Annotated in this window: 17 protein-coding genes; 12 read left to right on the top strand and 5 right to left on the bottom strand. The window is 35.7% G+C overall.

Annotated elements, in window-relative coordinates:
• Nucleotides 1-501: 501 nt before the first annotated feature.
• The gene (locus GI584_RS20165) at nt 502-726 is read right to left on the bottom strand and encodes a helix-turn-helix domain-containing protein (protein ID WP_153792390.1); all 225 of its coding nucleotides are present in this window, start codon (nt 724-726) and stop codon (nt 502-504) included.
• 190 nt (nt 727-916) lie between these two features.
• On the opposite strand from GI584_RS20165, the gene GI584_RS20160 reads away from it, so the two are divergent.
• A complete protein-coding gene (locus GI584_RS20160; protein ID WP_228552293.1) occupies nt 917-1,099 on the top strand; it encodes an aspartyl-phosphate phosphatase Spo0E family protein in 183 nt (60 codons plus the stop codon).
• 64 nt (nt 1,100-1,163) lie between these two features.
• Here the strand turns inward: GI584_RS20160 and GI584_RS20155 are convergent, their stop codons facing one another.
• Both GI584_RS20155 and GI584_RS20150 read right to left on the bottom strand, forming a co-directional pair.
• Complete coding sequence (locus GI584_RS20155; RefSeq protein WP_153792389.1) at nt 1,164-1,613, bottom strand: competence protein ComK; 450 nt, start codon at nt 1,611-1,613, stop codon at nt 1,164-1,166.
• Complete coding sequence (locus GI584_RS20150) at nt 1,603-1,896, bottom strand: helix-turn-helix transcriptional regulator (RefSeq protein ID WP_194842058.1); 294 nt, start codon at nt 1,894-1,896, stop codon at nt 1,603-1,605. Before GI584_RS20150 ends, GI584_RS20155 begins: the two co-directional genes overlap by 11 nt.
• A 386-nt stretch (nt 1,897-2,282) precedes the next feature.
• Here GI584_RS20150 and GI584_RS20145 point away from each other — a divergent pair, with 386 nt between their 5' ends.
• The 5 genes from GI584_RS20145 (at nt 2,283) to GI584_RS20125 (ending at nt 7,315) form a co-directional block, all read left to right on the top strand.
• Entirely contained in the window at nt 2,283-2,774 is a 492-nt protein-coding gene (locus GI584_RS20145; RefSeq protein ID WP_153793034.1) for a sigma-70 family RNA polymerase sigma factor, read from the top strand.
• Nucleotides 2,775-3,068: 294 nt separating this feature from the next.
• Nucleotides 3,069-4,127, top strand: a complete 1,059-nt coding sequence (locus GI584_RS20140) for a GDP-mannose 4,6-dehydratase (RefSeq protein ID WP_153792387.1) — start codon at nt 3,069-3,071, stop codon at nt 4,125-4,127.
• Between the two features lie 16 nt (nt 4,128-4,143).
• Nucleotides 4,144-5,352, top strand: coding sequence for a GHMP family kinase ATP-binding protein (locus GI584_RS20135; protein WP_153792386.1), 1,209 nt, complete (start codon nt 4,144-4,146; stop codon nt 5,350-5,352).
• A 52-nt stretch (nt 5,353-5,404) separates the two neighbouring features.
• Nucleotides 5,405-6,133 carry a nucleotidyltransferase family protein gene (locus GI584_RS20130; protein ID WP_153792385.1) on the top strand — a complete coding sequence of 243 codons (729 nt, stop codon included), beginning with the start codon at nt 5,405-5,407 and terminating at the stop codon, nt 6,131-6,133.
• A gap of 15 nt (nt 6,134-6,148) precedes the next feature.
• The gene (locus GI584_RS20125) at nt 6,149-7,315 is read left to right on the top strand and encodes a nucleotide sugar dehydrogenase (RefSeq protein ID WP_153792384.1); all 1,167 of its coding nucleotides are present in this window, start codon (nt 6,149-6,151) and stop codon (nt 7,313-7,315) included.
• Nucleotides 7,316-7,465: 150 nt separating this feature from the next.
• Here GI584_RS20125 and GI584_RS20120 read toward each other — a convergent pair whose 3' ends face one another.
• Nucleotides 7,466-8,467 carry an LLM class flavin-dependent oxidoreductase gene (locus GI584_RS20120; protein ID WP_153792383.1) on the bottom strand — a complete coding sequence of 334 codons (1,002 nt, stop codon included), beginning with the start codon at nt 8,465-8,467 and terminating at the stop codon, nt 7,466-7,468.
• 518 nt (nt 8,468-8,985) lie between these two features.
• Between GI584_RS20120 and mscL the strand changes: the two genes are divergently transcribed.
• The 5 genes from mscL (at nt 8,986) to GI584_RS20095 (ending at nt 16,406) form a co-directional block, all read left to right on the top strand.
• Nucleotides 8,986-9,477 (top strand): large conductance mechanosensitive channel protein MscL, encoded by a 492-nt coding sequence (gene mscL / locus GI584_RS20115; protein ID WP_153792382.1) that lies wholly within the window; start codon nt 8,986-8,988, stop codon nt 9,475-9,477.
• A gap of 750 nt (nt 9,478-10,227) precedes the next feature.
• Nucleotides 10,228-11,997: a class I mannose-6-phosphate isomerase gene (locus tag GI584_RS20110; protein ID WP_153792381.1), complete on the top strand. Its 1,770-nt coding sequence runs from the start codon at nt 10,228-10,230 to the stop codon at nt 11,995-11,997.
• 50 nt (nt 11,998-12,047) lie between these two features.
• Nucleotides 12,048-12,782: a GntR family transcriptional regulator gene (locus GI584_RS20105; protein ID WP_153792380.1), complete on the top strand. Its 735-nt coding sequence runs from the start codon at nt 12,048-12,050 to the stop codon at nt 12,780-12,782.
• A gap of 64 nt (nt 12,783-12,846) precedes the next feature.
• A complete protein-coding gene (locus tag GI584_RS20100) occupies nt 12,847-13,770 on the top strand; it encodes an ROK family protein (protein ID WP_194842057.1) in 924 nt (307 codons plus the stop codon).
• 176 nt (nt 13,771-13,946) lie between these two features.
• Entirely contained in the window at nt 13,947-16,406 is a 2,460-nt protein-coding gene (locus GI584_RS20095) for a glycoside hydrolase family 38 N-terminal domain-containing protein (protein ID WP_228552292.1), read from the top strand.
• Nucleotides 16,407-17,544: 1,138 nt separating this feature from the next.
• On the opposite strand, the gene GI584_RS20090 is transcribed toward GI584_RS20095, so the two are convergent.
• Nucleotides 17,545-17,772: a hypothetical protein gene (locus GI584_RS20090; RefSeq protein WP_153792377.1), complete on the bottom strand. Its 228-nt coding sequence runs from the start codon at nt 17,770-17,772 to the stop codon at nt 17,545-17,547.
• A gap of 1,065 nt (nt 17,773-18,837) precedes the next feature.
• On the opposite strand from GI584_RS20090, the gene GI584_RS20085 reads away from it, so the two are divergent.
• Complete coding sequence (locus tag GI584_RS20085; RefSeq protein WP_153792376.1) at nt 18,838-20,001, top strand: XylR family transcriptional regulator; 1,164 nt, start codon at nt 18,838-18,840, stop codon at nt 19,999-20,001.
• Nucleotides 20,002-20,188: the final 187 nt, after the last annotated feature.

The following is a 20,188-nucleotide window of genomic DNA, read 5'->3' as shown; positions in this document are numbered from 1 at the left end:
AAATATAGCGTGATGAAAGCCCACCAGATGGTTTATCGGTCGCTGTTATGGAATAATAACTAGATGATATTAAATACTTTATTGTATTTTTAAGATTAATAAAGTATTTTTCATCAAAAAATTAAACAACTTTATTTTAAACCCTGCCCTAATTTTAGGACAGGGTTATGTGTGTTTGAGATTTTGAAATTAAATAACTTTATTGTCATTGTACACTTAAAATGGGTTGCTTTCGTTGAAAAAGTTCAATTGATAACACAAAGTCATTTCCTGCAAGTATAAATATACTATTCACTAAAAGAAGAGAGTTGGCCTGTTCGCTCTATTATCCTGTTGTTCAACGATTAATTGACTGATAATGGCGGCACCTACCATTTAAATCTCTACTTACAATTGCAGTTTTTGCCATGTGAAATTCACCTGTTTGAATTTAAGATACGTATCAATACTGCGTTTTATGATATGTTACGACCTGATGATCATGCTAATTAGCGACTTCTTTCAAGATTCCTCGTTTGATTCTTGGATGGTAATGATCTCATTGATATCACTAATATCCAAAGCATTTGCTATTTTTTCTATATGCTCTAATTGTATTCTTTGTCGCTTGCCATTTGCCATCTCGCTTAAGGTTGCTCTTCGAACTCCAGTAATTAAGTGTAATTGATTTAGACTTAAATTATAGTGATGAAGCAGTTCATTAAGGTTTATTTCTACTTTTTTCAAAGTTCTACCCCACTTTATAAAAAAATTGACTGTACCTATAAACGTACTATATAATATATGGAAATGTTGTACGCTTATGCGTACGAACTAAAGTTCAGAATAATGATAACGGAAATGTCCTAAGAATGAAGTTGAAACTAACTTCATTCAAATTTGGATATTTTTTTGAACAAAGGGGAGAAATTTAGCTATGGACGAGAAAATTAATGATGAAATGAGTAGAGCTTTGTTATTAGAACGAATTGAAGCTATGCGAAATAAATTATTGGATATTGGATTTCGAGATGGCTTAACTGCCCCCTCTACATTAAAATATAGTGAATTATTAGATGAAGAAATTAAAGTTTATCAAAAATTAATGAAAGATACATAATGTGATTCTAGTAGATTAACGGCTGATCAAGACATAAAATTGTAAATGCACATTCATAAGAGAACTACATCAACTGCTCCATTAACACTTTAATCATCCCAGTTCGATGATATTGTTGTTGGATCGTGTAAAGTGACGGAGCAACATTTACTACTTCACCGTTAGTAAAAGTAATAGCTGTATGTTGCTGTTTGTTTTCTAGGTGTTTGATAGCATGATAAAACAGCCAGATACAATCAATAGATCTAGCGGATTGTGTGGGAAAAGTATATAGCTTTTTGGTTGGTTGAATAGGAATGGGAGACTTTTGGTGGAAATCTAAATGGTGTTGAACAGATGCTTTGCGACCCTGATAACTAGATCCGTAGTGTATGCAGTTTTCTTTAATAATGTCTAATGGTTTTTCTTTTTTAGTGATGGCTTCATCATATTCAAGTATGGAAGATTGATAAAGAGTATCATACATGGGAAAGATGGCCATTGTGTCTGAGGTAATTCGATAATTATTCTTCATCCACTTCACCAGTTCTTCTTTTATATGCTATAAGTTCTTTCTCATAGTTTTCAAAAAGGTTATCCAAAGAGCAATTTAGTGCTTTTGCAATTTTTCCAATGGTAATGAATGAGGTCTGAGGGTATTTGCCGCGTTCGATTTTGCCATAGTGTCTTTCGTCAATTTCTGCTTTTCTCCCTACGTATTCCTGGGTCCATTTCGGATCTTTTGCTTTTAAATTTTCCCGGAACTGTCTAATACAATACCCTAAGAGTACACCATCAATATGATCTTGTTGCGCCACTGCTCTACCCCTCATCATCCTTTACGTCTATTATCATAGAAATAAATTACCAGTAACACGTGCAGTATCACGTATTAGGGGGATCTAATAGGAAAAGTAAGTCTGTATTTCTCACATGAGAAGGGAGAGGCATTTTTTAGGTAGTGCACATCTTGCTTGGGAAGTTATTGAAATAATAGAAATGTATAAATAGCTGTAAATTTTGATAGATTTATGCAATAATCAAATTTTTTCAGATGAAAATCCGCCAAATAACGCTAACCTTGGCTATTTTCATAGATTGACGTATAAATATCACGATATGACATATATTAGAAACTTTTATATGATCACTTTACCGCGGAATACGTAAGGCAAGTGCTTGTCATATAGGAGTTCACCTAGTGATGAGATTTGAAGATATTCTAAAGGATTCTGAAAAAATGATTTATCACATCATGCACAAATATCAAATTCGAGACGTGGAAGGGGAATTTTATCAAGAAGGGTTAATTGCTGTATGGAATGCTTATCAAAACTATGATCCATCAAAATCAAAGTTTTCTACCTATGCTTATTATGGTATTACAAGAAGGTTCATTAATAAGATTCGTAAAGAAAATCGTGAGCGCGATCAATTTCAGGATTGGTTCAATCAAGTGACAATAGAAGATTTGCTAGTGGTGGATGAATTGAAAGTAGATACACCATTATTATTAGATATTCAAAAAGAGTTGACTGATAAACAGTGGTGTTGGTTTGATAAATTTGTGTTGAAAGATCTATCTGTTAGAACCATTGCGGAAGAAGAAGGGGTAACGGAAAATGCAGTGAAGAACTGGGGGAAGTTAGCTAGGAAGAAGGTTCAGAAGGTGATGATGGAGAAGGAATATATCTAATTGTTAAAAGCGCAGTGAATAGAATTAATATGTGTAGTTATGCAAAGCAGTGGTTTCATCATTATTTAGTTGGAATTTGTTAGCATTTACAAGGTTTCTGCTTCTAATCACAAGAAATTTCGTCCACATAGAGCATATCCTGTGATTAGAAGCAAGTGTATTATCAGCATAGAAAGTCGGATGAAATCCCGCTAAAAATTTACAATATTTGATAGGAAGTACAGACAAAAGTATGTTATAATTTTTCTTGTTATAATAAAGTCATAATTCTTGTTAATAAAGGAGTTAAGCAAATTGAGTACACAGACTTTTCGAACGGACCAAACATACCTTGTCACAGGTGCAGCTGGTTTTATTGGATACTACCTTTCTAAAAAACTATTAGATCAAGGCTGTACAGTTATAGGTATTGATAATCTAAATGCCTATTATGATGTGAACTTAAAATATACTCGTTTGGAAGGTTTAGAACCTTATGAAAACTTTACATTTGTGAAAGCAGATATTTCGGACAAAGCAGCAATTGAAGATCTATTTGCTCATTATCGGCCTAGTGTCGTAGTTAATCTTGCAGCCCAAGCAGGGGTTCGCTATTCTATCGAGAATCCAGACGTATATATGCAAAGTAATGTAACTGGGTTCTATAATATATTAGAAGCATGTCGTCATTATCCAGTTGATCACTTGATTTATGCTTCGTCCAGTTCTGTCTATGGTGCAAACAAGAAAGTACCATTTGAAGAGACAGACTTTGTTGATCATCCTGTATCATTGTACGCATCAACAAAGAGATCTAATGAATTAATGGCACATACATATAGTCATCTCTATAAGATTCCAGCAACAGGCTTACGTTTCTTTACCGTTTATGGTCCAATGGGCAGACCTGATATGGCGTATTATGGTTTTACCGATAAATATTTTGCTGGTGAAGCCATTAAAATCTTTAACAATGGTGATTTCGAAAATGACTTATACCGTGACTTCACGTACATTGATGACATTGTAGAGGGAATAGAGAAGTTAATTCCACGTACACCAGAAGGCGAAGTACAACATGAAATATTCAACATCGGTAATAATAGCCCGGAGAAATTAATGCATTTTATCCAATCTTTAGAAAAAGCATTAAGCAATGCTTTGGGACGTGAGGTAGAATTCAAGAAAGAATTTGAACCAATTAAACCAGGTGATGTACCAAGAACATATGCATCTACTGACCGCTTACATCAGGCAGTAGGATTCAAGCCAGAAACTTCGATTGAAGAAGGTTTGCAACAATTTGCTGATTGGTATGTCCAGTATTATAAGTTGAGTGAGGGAACGAAAGAAGAGCAAGTAACGAACTCATAAATGGGGTTGTCTAATCATGCAGGAACTTTTTGATACATTCAAACACTTATATGGGGAGAAAGAGGCCGAAATGGTCCGTTCTCCTCTTAGAATATGTCCTTTAGGTGCACATGTTGACCATCAAGGCGGCATTGTCACAGGTATGGCATTGGATGCTAATGTGGAGATGGTTTTCGCACCTTCAGAAGACGGTTATATTCGTATCAGTAGTATGGATTTTCCAGATGAAGAGTATTTTCATATTGACAGTGTACCTGAGGTGTTACCTGGTTTCTGGGGTAACTATATTCGCGGTGCTGTTCTTTCCTTACAACAGGATCAGAAATTACAATATGGTTTTCAAGCAGTGATTAGTGGAAAATTACCTATTGGTGGATTAAGCTCATCGGCAGCTGTAACAACCGCTTACTTGATGGCCTTAGCAGAAGTGAACAATTTAGATATCTCCAAGGAAGAACTAGTTTCTTATAGTCACTGGGTTGAAACCGAATTTATCGGTTTAAAGAACGGAATCCTTGATCAATCTGCCAATATTTTAAGTGAAGATAATCGATTACTGGTGATGGACTGCCAGACAAGTGAGCATTATTTAGTAAACAAGTCAGTTGGTATGCCTGAGTTTGAAGTGGTTGTCGTTTATTCGGGTGTAAGTAAAGCGTTGATCGGCACAGATTATAATAATCGAGTTGACGAATGTAAAGTTGCAGGCTGGATTGTAGAAGAATTGGCTGGTCTTGAGCGGACCGCCTTGCAGGATGTGAAACTAAGGAATATGTCAGAAGAACATTATCATAAGTATCGTGACCAAGTACCAGGCAAATTCCGTAAGCGACTGGATCACTTTTTTACTGAACAGGATCGTGTACGTCAAGGAATTGAAGCATGGGAACAAGGGGATATCGAACAGTTTGGCAAATTGATGTTCGAATCAGGCGAGAGCTCGATTCATCAATATGAATCAGGCTGTCCGGAGTTGATCACGATTTATGAAGTGTTGAAAGAAACAGAAGGTGTCTATGGGGCCCGTTTTAGCGGGGCAGGTTACAGAGGCTGTTGTATTGGGTTAATTGATCCAGCATATAAAGAACAAATCAAAGCAAACATTGACGCTATTTATCCGTCCCAACACCCAGCATACAAAGACGTATACAAAGTCCACTTCTGTAAAACCAACAATGGAGCCCGTCTCGTGGATCAAGAGGACAGGGGAATTGTTCTAAAATAAAAATGGACAGTCCTATAAAGGTCTGTCCTTATCATTTTTTGGAGGGAAGAAGATGAAATGTATTATCCTAGCTGCTGGCTATGCGACAAGATTATATCCCTTAACCAAGAATAAAGCGAAACCTTTATTGGAAGTAGCAGGGAAACCGATCCTGAATCATATTATTGAAAAGGTCGAAAAAGTCGAGCAAGTAGACGAAGTATATATTGTTACCAATGAGAAATTCACTCCGAGCTTTCAAGACTGGGCTGCAAATTATCAATGTCATAAGAAAATAGTTGTTGTCAATGACCGCACAACAACGAATGACGATCGATTAGGTGCCATTGCTGATATCCAGTATGTATTGGATCACCATAAGATTGACGAAGATATTATGGTCTTAGCTGGTGATAATCTCTTTGATTTTGAATTGGTTGATTTTGTTCATTTTTATCAAGAAGTGAATGCAGATAGTATTACGACGCATGAATTAGATGACCCTGAAGAAATGAAACGAACTGGTATTGTTGAAGTGAATGAAGATGGAGTGGTCACATCCTTTGAAGAGAAACCACAGGAACCGAAATCGAATTTAGCTGTACCACCTTTTTATCTATATAAGGCAGAAACATTACCTTTATTTAAACAATACTTAGCAGAAGGAAATAATCCTGATGCACCGGGGAATTTTATCCCATGGCTGATTCAGCACAAGCAAGTATATGCTTTTACATTCGAAGGCTTGCGATATGATATTGGTACGATTGACAGTTATAATAAAGTACAAGAATTATTTTAGAGGTGAATAGAAAAGATGAAAATAACAGTAGCGGGGACAGGCTATGTCGGGTTATCAAATGCCGTGTTATTAGCACAACATAATGAAGTGATTGCGCTCGACATTATGGAAGAGAAAATCGATTTGATTAACAACAAAAAGTCACCAATTGTCGATGAAGAGATTCAAACATATTTGGAAACGAAAGATTTGAATTTGGTGGCTACAACGGATGTACATAAAGCATATGAGAATGCGGAATATGTGATTATATCTACACCAACGAACTATGATCCGGATCGTAATTATTTTGATACGAGTACGGTTGAGAATGTGATTGAGACCGTTCTGGACATTAATCCAAATGCAATTATGGTAATTAAGTCAACGATTCCAGTTGGTTACACATTAGAATTGCGAGAAAAGTATAATACTGATAATATTATTTTCTCACCAGAGTTTCTACGTGAAGGACAAGCACTATATGATAACTTGTATCCGTCACGAATTGTCGTAGGAGAAAGATCAGAGCGTGCTAGTACATTTGCTAATCTTTTAGCAGAAGGTGCGATTAAAGAGGATATTGAGATTCTTTATACAGACTCCACTGAAGCAGAAGCGATCAAGTTATTTGCGAATACCTATCTTGCTATGCGTGTTTCCTTTTTCAATGAATTGGATACCTATGCAGAAGTTCGTGGATTAAATGCGAAACAAATCATTGAAGGAGTAGGATTGGACCCGCGTATTGGCGGTCACTATAATAATCCTTCCTTTGGTTATGGCGGCTATTGCTTACCTAAGGATACGAAGCAATTACTTGCGAACTATCAGGATGTACCGAATAATATTATCGGAGCAATTGTCGATGCGAACCGTACACGTAAGGATCATGTTGCGGACAGTATCCTTGCGAAGAATCCGTCTGTTGTCGGTATCTACCGTTTAACGATGAAAACAGACTCTGATAACTTCAGACAATCCGCCATTCAGGGCGTTATGAAACGAATCAAAGCAAAAGGCGTGGACATCGTTGTTTATGAACCGGTATTGGATGAAGAAGAGTTTTATGGTTCAAGAGTAGTAAATGGTTTTGAAGAATTCAAGGAAATCTCAGATGTTATTGTCGCTAATCGATTGACGGATGATATTAAAGATGTAGCGGATAAGGTTTATACTAGGGATTTGTTTAGTAGAGATTAAGAAGGAAAAATAGAGGATACCAATCACTTTGGTTATGTGGTTGGTGTCTTTTTTGTATTCATGTAGGGATGGATTTATTATAAAACAAAGAAAGCGCAGGGGAGGGATTATCATTCCGACTCTGCGCTTGTGAATGAAGATTAGATTTTATTATTCACCATCAACCACTTCTTTTAAGATTTGATAAGATCTTTTTTGTTTCTCTGTATCATATATATAAGAAACGGCCATTAGTTCATCTACTTGGTATTTCTCTTGGAAATTCGTTAATTGTTCGCGAATCGATTCTTTACTACCTAGTAGTACGGCACTTGCCATAGAGGAAACGACGTTCTTTTCTTGCATTGTCCATAACTCATCCATATCTTTCACTGGAGGGCTTAATGGAGTTCTTGCTCCTTGAACAACATTTAAGAAAAATTGTTGCATGGTAGTTGATTCAAATTGCGCTTCCTCATCTGTTTCTGCTGCAATCACGTTCAAACAAACCATCATATATGGTTTATTTAAATATTGGGATGCTTGAAACTCTTTCCGATAAATAGAAATAGCCTCTTCCATGTGTCTTGGTGCAAAATGAGATGCAAACACATAAGGTAAGCCCAGTTTTGCTGCTAAATGAGCAGAATCAGTTGATGAACCAAGAATATAAATCGGAATATTTGTGCCAATACCAGGAAATGCTTTGACATATCCTTGTTCTTCTTCTGCTCCAAAATAGGTTAACAATGAGTGTACATCTTTTGGAAACGTATAGACTGGGTCATCTTTAGATCTTCTTAAGGCGCTTGCCGTTAACTGGTCTGTTCCCGGAGCTCTACCTAATCCTAAATCTAATCGATCTGGATATATCGTCGCCATTGTACCGAATTGCTCGGCAACTGTTAATGGTGCGTGATTTGGAAGCATTACACCACCTGATCCAACTCGAATCTTCTTCGTATTGTCAAGTGTATGTTTCATTAAAATGGTTGTCGCTGAACTAACTAATGTTGTTGTATTATGATGCTCGGCTATCCAATATCGTTCGTAGCCCATTTCATCAACAGCTTGTGCTAGTTCTACCATTTGGTCAATTGCTTCTTTCGGTCCATTTCCCTTGCGAATCGGGACTAGGTTAAGGACAGAAACAGGTATATTTATATTTGTCATACTTCATTTCCTTTCTTCCGTAACTTACCGTTCTATCGTAACAATAACTGCTATGGAAGAGTACTAATTTGTTTGGAGATCAAGTTCAAGTCAATAGAAATAGGTTATTGTGTATTTATATTTTCTCAATATTGAATTATTTTGTAAGCACAAAATAATCTCCATATGTTAAAGAAATCCTACAAGGTGATGAGTATTTAGCACCTTATTTAGTGAATAGTGGATATGAAGCGAATAAAAATCTATTTGTTTTTAACTGGGAACATATTTAGGAAGAAGACGAGAGAATATTGAAAAGGTTGTGGTGAGGTGTAACTTAATGAAAAAAATGAAAGTTCTGGAGCATACACTTCGAAGATATCGCCATTACAGGTATGAAAGGTTAATGAACATGGGGACGGTTCTACTGTTTCCCTCTTTATGAGGAAATGAAACAAGAGAACCGTCCCTCTGTTACACCTATGTTGCATAGCAAGTCCCTGTCTTTCATATCTATATGAATGGAGGGGGCGTTTTGAATGGGGTTATTTAAAGAGTTTCGGCAGTTTATGATGCGGGGTAGTGCGATTGATATAGGGATTGGTGTGGTGCTGGGTGCTGCTGTAAGTAGCTTTGTAGATTCTTTGGTTCGAGATATTCTGCTTCCGCCTATCGGGCTGGTGTATTCCAGAATGAATATAGAAAACTTACATATAAGTCTTAGTGGAAGAACGTATTCTTCTTTAGCAGACGCAAAGGAAGCCGGGGCAATAACGATTAATTATGGATTGTTTATCTCGACGTCGATAAGGTTTGTTATCATTTTATTTATTGTTTTTCTAGTAGTGCGGCAAATGAATCGCTGGAAAAAACCACATCAACATCCACTAGACTCGATGACAAAAAAAGAATGCCCGTATTGCTGCTTATCCATTCCAAATCGAGCTGTCATTTGTCCAAATTGTTCCTCATCGCTTGAGAAGAAACAATCCGCAGAAAGTACCACGTACCCGCGTTTGAAGATAAAATAATTCAGCCCACCTTTACGTACTGTTCAACCAACAAGATGTTGAATTGTTCTTTCTTTGGTAAGATAGTTATTTCTATCGTTTGGTGAGTCTTGCGAACTGATTGAGCACTGTTTGCTTAGCTCAACATATGCATTTAGTATTTATAATCGGTGTAAGTACCATTTATCTTCTACAAAAGTTTAATTTGGTACTTAAAACTGTAATAAGTACCAAATTGGGTGCAACAAAACTTGAAAATGGTACTTAGACTGTTTATTAGTCAAAAAGATTACAACCGGTGATAAAGGACTGGATGCATAAAACGAAAAAATAGTATTGACATTTTAAAAATATAGTCTTAACATGAACATAATGTTATAACATTATATCGAAATGACAATTTAAAGGGAGTAAAAATGATAGGTTGAGTAATTGATTATTAAACATTGTAAGCGGTTTATATTGATTGGAATTGGGGGAGTATATTTTTAAAAATCCCTTAGTATGGCCAGGTACATCCGTCTGTAAAACCGTATCTATTTCAATACCATACTCATCCCTAAGTTGCTGAGTAGTTTCAAAGGTGCGCGCTACTTCGATACATCCTTCTTTAATTCTCTGCAACATTTTTTTAACCTGTCTCTTTGACTACATGAACAGTCCAATGTTTTTTGATAAAACTGTGACGGTATCTCCAGTTTCATTAGAACTCCATCGTAATACCTGCTTTCATTTTGCATATATCTGAAATTATTCGAAAGGAAATGACATATGAAAACTTCTGTAGAGCGAAAGGCAAACTATGAAAAACACCCAAGTGTTAAAATTAAAGGTTATGATGAACAGGTCTGGGAAGGATACGAAAATATCGCAAATGAAATAGATAAAGCTATTGCTAATATTAATAAAGAAAAGAGAATTATTACGATAGAATGTTATCCGGGGGTAAGAGAACAGGAAGTTTTGCAGGAATTTACTAATCATTTGAATTTCGATCTTATTATAAACGCTGACAATGCCTCTTATGACGCTGAAAAAGTAACTAAAATTATTGAAAGACAACTTACGGATGACAGAGTTTTTGGTGTAATGACCCCTTATAGTTTAGCTGATTTTTTTGATAGTAATAAAATTCGTCTCATTCAAAATCAAATCGAAGAATTAGAAGTTGGGAACGTCCTGATTTATGGCGTAGGAGCTAGTTTGATTTCTGAGTATGATTTGTTATTATATGCAGATTTAGCGAGATGGGAAATCCAAAAACGTTATGAAAGTAAAGAAATGGGAAACTGGAAAGCTAATAATAGAAATGCAGATCCATTGTTAAAGTATAAACGGGGATATTTCTTTGAATGGCGCATAGCAGATCGTTTAAAGAAGGAGCTTCTTACTAATATTGACTATTTAATGGATACGAATTTGGAAAACCATCCTAAAATGGTTACGAAAGAAGCTCTATTAAATGGTTTGCAACAAGCGGTTGCACGTCCATTCCGGGTCGTTCCCTATTTCAAACCGGGAGTTTGGGGAGGACAATGGATGAAGGAAGTGTGTGATTTAGATCGTAATGAAGTGAATTATGCATGGGCTTTTGATTGTGTTCCAGAAGAAAATAGTTTATACCTAGATTATGGAAATATTCGGGTTGAAATGCCATCTATGAACTTAGTTTATTACAAACCTGTTGAGTTACTTGGAAATAGAGTGCATGCTCGATTTGGCTTAGAGTTTCCTATTAGATTTGATTTCTTAGATACCATGGATGGGCAAAATTTGAGTTTGCAAGTCCACCCTCCAACAGAGCAAATACAAGAACAATTTGGCATGCATTATACTCAAGATGAAAGTTATTATTTATTGGATGCTAAAGACGATGCGGTCGTTTATCTTGGCTTTAAAGAGAATGTAGATAGTAATGAATTATTAAACGATTTGCAACGTGCTAATAATGGAGAAATTTCATTTCCAGATGAAAAGTACATTAATAAGTACCCTGCCCAAAAACACGATCACTTTTCAATACCAGCCGGCACGATTCATTGTTCAGGGAAAAATTGTATGGTATTAGAAATTAGCTCTTCTGTTTATATTTTTACATTTAAATTGTGGGACTGGGGGCGAGTGGATCTTGATGGTAAACCAAGACCTGTCCACATTGAAAATGGAAAAAAAGCGCTTCAATGGGATCGGACAAAAGAGTGGGTAGATAAGAATTTAATCAATACGGTAGAATCAATCAGTTCAGGAGATGGTTGGATGGAAGAGAAAACCGGCCTTCATGAACGGGAGTTTATTGAAACAAGAAGGCATTGTTCTACTAAAGTTGTCCACCATAACACAAATGGTGGTGTTAACGTACTTAATTTGGTTGAAGGAGAAGAAGCTATAGTAGAAAGTCCTAGCAATGCTTTTGAACCTTATGTTGTCCATTATGCAGAATCATTTATTATTCCAGCTGCTGTAGGTCCCTATACAATTAGACCTTATGGAAAAAGTGAGGGAAAACAAATTACAACAATTAAAGCATATGTGAGACACTAGTACTGAATGTGATTGTTTCACTAACATCAAAATTGGAAAGGAGTCATTGAATGGTGAAATTAAATAAGGGCAAAGAAGCATCTCCACTGTATGCGCAAATTGCAGAAGAAATTCGACATAAAATTGAACTCGGTATGTGGAAAACTGGTGACAAAATACCAGCAGAAGTAGATCTTTGCGATATATACAATGTTAGTCGTATTACTATACGAAAAGCTATAGATCAACTAGTTTTTGAAAATTTACTTCAACGTGAAAGAGCAAAAGGAACTTTTGTACTAGATCCCTCTGGGTCGAAAAACCAGGAGCATTTCACTTATGTAAGAAGTTTTACAAAAGAAATGGCTGAAATGGGGAAGCGTGCAGTAACTTTAAAAGCAGAAGTAAAGCTTATTTCAGCAAACAACTTTCTGGCTTCTAAATTAAAAGTAGCTGAAGGTGATCGAGTCATGGAACTAAATCGCGTTAGAGGGGTGAATAATAGAGGGTTTGTTTATTTCAAAACCTATATCCCTTATGACGATGTTTATTCGTTAAATGCAGATGATTATTATCAGTCTTTTTATGAAGTTCTTAAATCAAAAGGCATTATTGTAAATGAAATCACAGAATATATTGAAGCAGCACGACCAACTCAAGAGGTGATTGAAAATTTAAATGTTGACGAAAATGAGCCGATTTTAATTCGTGTTCGAGTAGCGTCACAAAAAAACACTGACTTTATTGAGTATACAGAATGTTATTATATTGGCAGTGAATATCGTTACTATATTGATTTCACCTGACTATTTAATTATGAACTAAATAACTGTCGAGTTTCAGAAAAGCGTTTGTTGGAGGTGAATTTTGTTGGATTATGTCATATCGATAGATGTGGGTGGGACTACTATTCATGCGGCAATATTGTCAGATGGAGTTATCCACACAAAGACAATTACCACCTACGATTCCTTGGCAAATAAGGACAAACATGTAATTATCAATCACTTAAAAAATATCGTGGAAGATCAAATGAAGCAAATATTGAAATTACAAATGAATGAAACTATAAAAATCAAAGGGGTAGGAATAGCCTTTCCAGGTCCTGCTGATTATAACGAAGGTATTTCATATATCAAAGGATTAGAAAAGTATGATTCTTTGTACAAAGTAAATATTAAGAATGAGTTGTTTAATACAATATCGGACAATCACTTTATTACAAAATATCTGTCAAAAAAATTCTCCATCCATATGGGAAATGATGCTACGCTGTTTGCTGTTGGTGAATTTATTAAATACAAAGATAAAGGTTTCCAAAAAATAGCTTGTTTTACTTTAGGTACTGGAATTGGCTCCACTTTTATATGTGAGGGAAGAGTGGTTAAGGGCGAATTTGGCATACCTAATAGTGGTTTTATTTATAATGCTCCATTTAAACAAGGCATAATTGAAGATTATATATCTAAAAAAGGTATTTCTAATCTAGCATTGCAACATGGTTTCTATAGCGATACTAATGTAAAAGAATTGGCAGAACTAGCTAATGATGGCCATATCGATGCTAAAAAAGTATTCAGTGATTTTGGAATATGGCTAGCAGAAGCTGTTAATCCATTTATAGAATCATTTAAACCGGAAATAATAGTATTTGGCGGGCAAATTTCAAAAAGCTTTAAACAATTTGAATCTTCATTTAGTGAAAATATTATTTATACAAGTGAATTGAATGTAGAAGTTTCAGATACCCCACTTATCAGTACATTCATAGGGGCTAATAATTTAATAAATTAAATCTATCATACCTTGATATATATGGAGATAATAGACCGATTGGAACAAATACAACGCTGAAATAAATATGCCATAAAAATAGAATGATAGTTTCTAAATGTATTCGAATGTATGTCAATTTTTACAGTGTATGATGAAAATAATTTCAAAAACTTATGGTAGAGAGGAAGAATATCATGCAAATCCCAAAGAAAAAATGGAAAATATTTGTGATACATCACTCGCATACAGACATTGGTTATACGGAAAGGCAAGAAAAGATTGAATCTTTTCATGTTGATTATATCAAGCAAGCAATTGAAATTATTAATAAGTCCCGCGATGGTTCTCGACCTGAATGGAAAGGGTTTAAATGGACATGCGAGACGTTTTGGGCAGTAGAAAAATTTCTGGAGCAAGCTTCACCAGAAACCAAAGAACAATTCATGGAAGCATTGCAACAAGGGGATATAGAACTTTCAGGAACTTACTTAAATATGACAGAATTAATCGATTATGACATATTGAAAAAATTATTTTTAAAAGCTAAAAGATTGGCTGAAGCGACTGATGTCCCTTTAAATTCTGCCATGACCGCTGATATTAATGGTTATAGTTGGGGTTATTCACAAGCAATGTATGATGCTGGTATTCGAAATTTATTATCATGTGTTCATACGCATCATGGGATGTATGCGATTGGAAGAAAACAGCTTCCTTTTTATTGGGAAACTCCAACGGGAGATAAATTGCTTGTTTGGAATGGAGAGCATTACATGCTAGGAAACGAGCTAGGAATTTCTCCAGGAGCAGTTTTGTCCTACTCCATTCGAGATGAATTTGAGACTACACCTAACATGGAAAATCATTGGGAAATGGCTGAAACTCGTATTATGCGCTATCTCTGTCAGCTTGAAAAAGAGGATTATCCTTATGATTTTGCACTTGTTAATGTAATGGGATTACTAAGAGATAATGCTGCACCAAACGGAAAGATCATGGATTTTATACACCGTTGGAATTCAGAATACGGGAATAATGTGGAAATCGAAATGACGACATTAAATACTTTTTTTGATCATGTCAAGAATCAAGAGTTTGAAATACCCGTCTACAAAGGGGACTGGCCAGATTGGTGGTCTGATGGGGTGGCTTCCACTGCTATGAATACACAAATTTTCCGAGATGCTCAAAGGAACTTGCGACTGGTCAAAAATCTCGATCAGAACAACGACACGGTTTCAAAGGAAACGATTGAGAATATAGAACATCAATTAACCATGTATGCGGAACACACATGGGGATATCATTCATCCGTTTATGAACCATGGCACCCAATGGTTCAGTCATTGGAAGTCAGAAAAGCTGCGTATGCAGCAAATGCGAGCCGTATGGTATTTACAGCTTTAGATCATTTGAAGCACACGAAAGGGGAAGCTCTACTTTCTCCAGAAAGACCATTCAGATATAAAGTTGTGAATCCATTTGACCATGTGGTGGAAGATATTGCACATATATATTTAGATGGATGGGAACCATCTTTATTCAAGAATGGATTTGAAGTGATTGACGAACAAACTGGTGAAGTAGTTCCCCACCAAATGGATTTAGTAAGTGAAGGGAATCAAATTTCTATAGTTGTCAAACTACAGAAAGATGAGGAAAAGATATTCTCATTACGCGAGACAAGTAATAAGGCAGGACTTACAACTCAAAGTACACGTCTTAAGGGGAACGATGGCGTGTATGATATGGAAAATCTCGTGAATCTAGGTGATACTCCATCTAAAATAAAGGTAACGGAAACTGGTATCGAATCTCCATTTGCCCGTATTAAATGGCAAGCTGATAAAGGAATATATTCATGGATAGATAAGAACACAGGAAACGAATTACTTAGAGATGAGCAGGGTCACGCAGCTTTCACTCCGGTGTATGAGGTAACACCTGCTGGAGCAGAGGATCAAATGGCTGAAGTGCGCAGGAAAATGGGTAGAAATCGTAAAGGTATGGATGTTCAAAGATCGATTGGAACATTAACAGGTGTAAAGGAGATTTCAAATGGTGAGCTATACTGCGTTGTTGAGCTTCTTTACAAGATAGAAGGAATGAGTCATTATTCATTATTTCTAAAGGTTTATCACGATCTACCAAGAGTAGATGTTTCGGTTCGAATACACAAGGATAGTGTATGGGATCCAGAAAATGTTTATATATCTATGCCTTTTTGCACCGGAAATAGAGCATCCGAAGAACTTTGGCTAGAAAAAGCAGGGGCATTAATACGACCTGCTGTAGACCAATTACCAGGAACCGGAACGGATTACTATAGCATTCAAGAAGGCTTGGCTTATATATCAGAAGAAACTGGGTTATTGATCGCTACACCGGACACACCTCTAGTCCAATTAGGTCCTTTGGAACATGGTCAGAGACTTGTGCATGGACAACAAACAGGGGATGAAGCTAACCACTTGTATGCTTGGCCTCTAACAAATTATTGGGAAACAAATTTTAAAGGTACGCTAGGTGGCTTTTATGAGTTCCGATATATTGTCCAGTGGGGCGATCAGATTGATTCTGCGGATAAGGCAATTCAGCTATGCCAGAGCTTAAATATTGGAACAACTAGCTTTAGACTAAATAAACTCTCATAACAAGCAGTTTAAGGGAGTACCTTTCCAAATCTTAGTAACCACACTAAACCAAAAGATTGGGGGGACTCCCTATGTCCATTTAAGGTACCAATCCTAAATATCATACAAAATAGCTTGTTTAAGTGGGGATTGAATACCTAATATCATACCAATTAAGCTTTCAAAATGGGCTTCTTTGCCAAGTTAGCAGACCAGCCGCCCCCGTGGAAAACGTAGTAGTTGGCCGGAGCGGTATTCAAGCATTATCACCTTTTCAAAATTATCCCTTATTATTGAACAATATCTTCCTTATGCATAGGAATGAAAGGACAGCGCAAATTTTGCCCGGTTTTTCTTAGTTATCCAGACCTATGAAACTTCTCCATTATGCTTTGATCCATTGTATTTTAATCATTAAAATTAATGCGTTTCACTGGATAACACCCTCGACTGTTGTTGGCAGGCGCTTATATTTTAATATAAGTACCAAAATATCCCGTCATTCCATGCGTTTGGTACTTACAATCGGTGTAAGTACCATTTATCTTCTGCAAATTGGGTGCATCAAAACGTGAAAGTGGTACTTAATTAGCTACCTGATTGGAAATGACGGTATGACCTCCGCTGGCAATTCTCGTTCAAATCCGTTAATGGTTTCTGACATGGTTCTCCTCCTCGATTAAAATTATATAATAGCAGGGTAGAGGGCCAGACTTATGATATCGATTTTAGGAAAATACATCTTTTTGAAAAGTTATTAGTAGTGTCGTTTGATGGACTAAAAGTTAAAGAAATGCTTAGAGAAGAGGGTTTTATAATATAACTGGTCAAAATAGCAGTTTCGCACTAGTAATAATTAAGCTTGTTTGGTTGTTGCAGTGGAAGTGGAAGACGACCTGGAGATAGGTGTTGGTGGCTCTGTGTCCCAATGAAAAAATATGCTTGTTAGGTGTTTTGTAATTTTAACATGTCGGAATAATGAGTAGTCTTTTTTAGTAAGGCCTAACTCGCATAAAAAACAAAAATAACCATTATGAAGATCATATCTATAATGGTACAAAAGTTTTGCTATGCAATTATCTATGGTATACGGTGCAAGCCATTGTAGGAAACATTCTTTATTTATCGCACCCTGCGTTTCAGTTTGAAGATATCTTCATCATGTAAATGATTTATGCTGAATAAAGTCCATTTTATCTTCCATTCTGTCCATGCGTTTCGTTAATTCAGCATGATTTTGATCAACTTTCTCGGACAATTGCTGTATTGAAGTTTGATGTTGGTCAACTTTTTTGGACAGTGTCTGTATGGAGTTATGATTCTGATCAATTTTATCAGACAGTTCCCTAATAGCTTGAAGGACCATGTTCACTTCATTATTTTCCATTCTCTCTAGCTCCTTTCCTGATATTTAATTTGGCAAATGGAATATTATCTACTCTTAACTATTCTACTACATATTTAATTGATAGTCATTTGATAATTATTTCTTAAGGGATCAATCTAAATGAAGTCGAGTATAGTAGAAAATCTAACACAATACATAGTTTTTGCGATATTCTTAAAAAAAGCTCTTTTTTCTAAAATAACTCCATTTTCATTTTCCTATTTTTATGTTAACTTGTATTGGGAGCGATTACAATGAATGTGTAGTGATACCAAAATGGAAAATATTTAGTTATTAAGGTTCTCTTTATGTAAGAATACAATAAGAACTAGACGAATTTTCTTGTTGTAAGTGAAATCCTTCTTTTTGAAAAAATCTCGCACAGGTGAAATGGGTAAGAATTTAATTTCCGAATACGTGGTGTAACTCCACCGTCTCCCCATTCTTTTCGCGTAAGACATTCATCACAACTTTTTACTTTACTCTCACATAATTCAACTCCGTCCAAATCAACGATGACAAGGCCATTCATTGCTCCTTGTTGGAATACTTTATTTCGCTTTTACCTTCAAGGTGAAGCTCAATGTCCTCTAACTTATATCTAAGTATAAATGATTTCTTCGAATTAATCTCCCTGAAATATTGAGGAATACCCTTAATCTAGTTTTATTTTAATATGACACATTATTTTATGGATCACCTTCTTCTTTTGCCCCTTTGATAGTATAGTCAATGCTTCTATTTCATAAAATACTAATAATAACTCCAGGAAACATATATAACCTATCGAATTCTAGCCATCTATGAAAGCAAATAATTGTGCTGTAAGTGAAATTAGTATAGTCAGTAACCCAGAATTATAGTAAAAAACCTCCAGTTAATAAATGAAAATTTAAAAGATAAGGTCATCAAACGGTAAGGTTAAATATTTCTGAATTTTCAGCGTAACCGCTAAATGGTAATTTGAGATTGTTTGATAGAGTAGAATAATTTTATACAATGCTGATAATATTTTATTTTACAAATGTACAAATAAAACCTTTATAATTAAACGGGGGTGGAAAAATGAGTTACATTACAAACCGCAAAAAGAACCCAAATTATCATGTAGCTTTAATCATTGAAACATCAAATGAATATGCACGTGGGCTGATAAGAGGAATTAAAGAATACTTGAATGAAAATCGTCCTTGGTCGATATATTTGGGGGAGCATAGCAGAGACCATACAGATCTAGGCTGGCTAGAGAATTGGAAAGGCGATGGAATTATCGCAAGAATAGAAACAAAAGAAATAGCATCCATTATTAGCGACATTGACCTTCCTACTGTGGATGTGAGTGCTGATAGGTTTTTGCCTAAACTTCCTTGTGTTGAAACAGATAATCAGGCAATTGCTAATATGGCAGCTGATCATTTAATTAGCAAAGGATTTAATCATTTTGGTTTTTGCGGTGAAATGCAATTTCCCTGGGCCAAACAAAGATGTCAGTTTTTTATCAAGTATTTAAAAGATAAAGGCTTCCATTGTCATACTTTCGAATCAAGTCGAGAAAAATCATGGTCTAAAGACAGAGAAGATATGGCTCTGTGGCTAGAATCGTTGCCTAAGCCAATTGGAATTATGGCATCGTATGATATTCTAGGACAAAAGCTATTAGAAGCCTGCCAGCTTACCAATATCACTGTACCTTATCAGGTAGGAGTAATAGGAGTAGATAATGATGAGCTTCTTTGTAATCTTTCAGCTCCATCTTTATCGAGTATTGTTCCTGACACTCTAAATACTGGTTATAAAGCAGCTGAAATTTTGGATCGATGGATGGCTGGAGAAAAGGTTAAACCAGAACTTCATTTATTTCCTCCTATAAAACTTTTAACAAGAGTATCTACCGATGTTGTCAATGTAGAGGATGAACTTGTTTCTCAAGCTGTACAAATTATTCGAAACCATGCATATGACGACATTAAAGTGGAGGATATTTTAAAAGATGTCCTCGTTTCACGCAGTGTTCTTGACAATCGATTTAAAAAGGCTTTGGGTCGAACTCCTCATCAAGAAATTATTGAAACTAAAATGAACTTAATGAAACAATTGCTATCTGATACTGATCTACCCTTATCTTTAATAGCCGAAAGGATAGGATTCAAGCATTCCGAGTACATGAATGTGCTGTTTAAAAGAAAAACAGGTTTAACCCCTGGTCAGTATAGAAAGTTCAGCTTATAAGTCGCATTACATTTTTTCTAACATCGTCGGAAGTTCATAACTCCAGACCAACCGGATGCAGACATGATAGAAAGTAAATGTAACAATTAAGTATGTGACCAGCTTGCGAAACAATATATTTAAGGTTTTGCGAGTACCTTCCTTTATAAATTGAGTAAACCACATGTTCAGCGTTCAAGGGGGGATT

The organism is Gracilibacillus salitolerans, assembly GCF_009650095.1.
GTDB classification, from domain to species: Bacteria; Bacillota; Bacilli; order Bacillales; family Amphibacillaceae; genus Gracilibacillus; species Gracilibacillus salitolerans.
The sequence above is the reverse complement of the archived record's forward strand: the minus strand, read 5'-3'. Positions and strand labels throughout refer to the sequence as shown.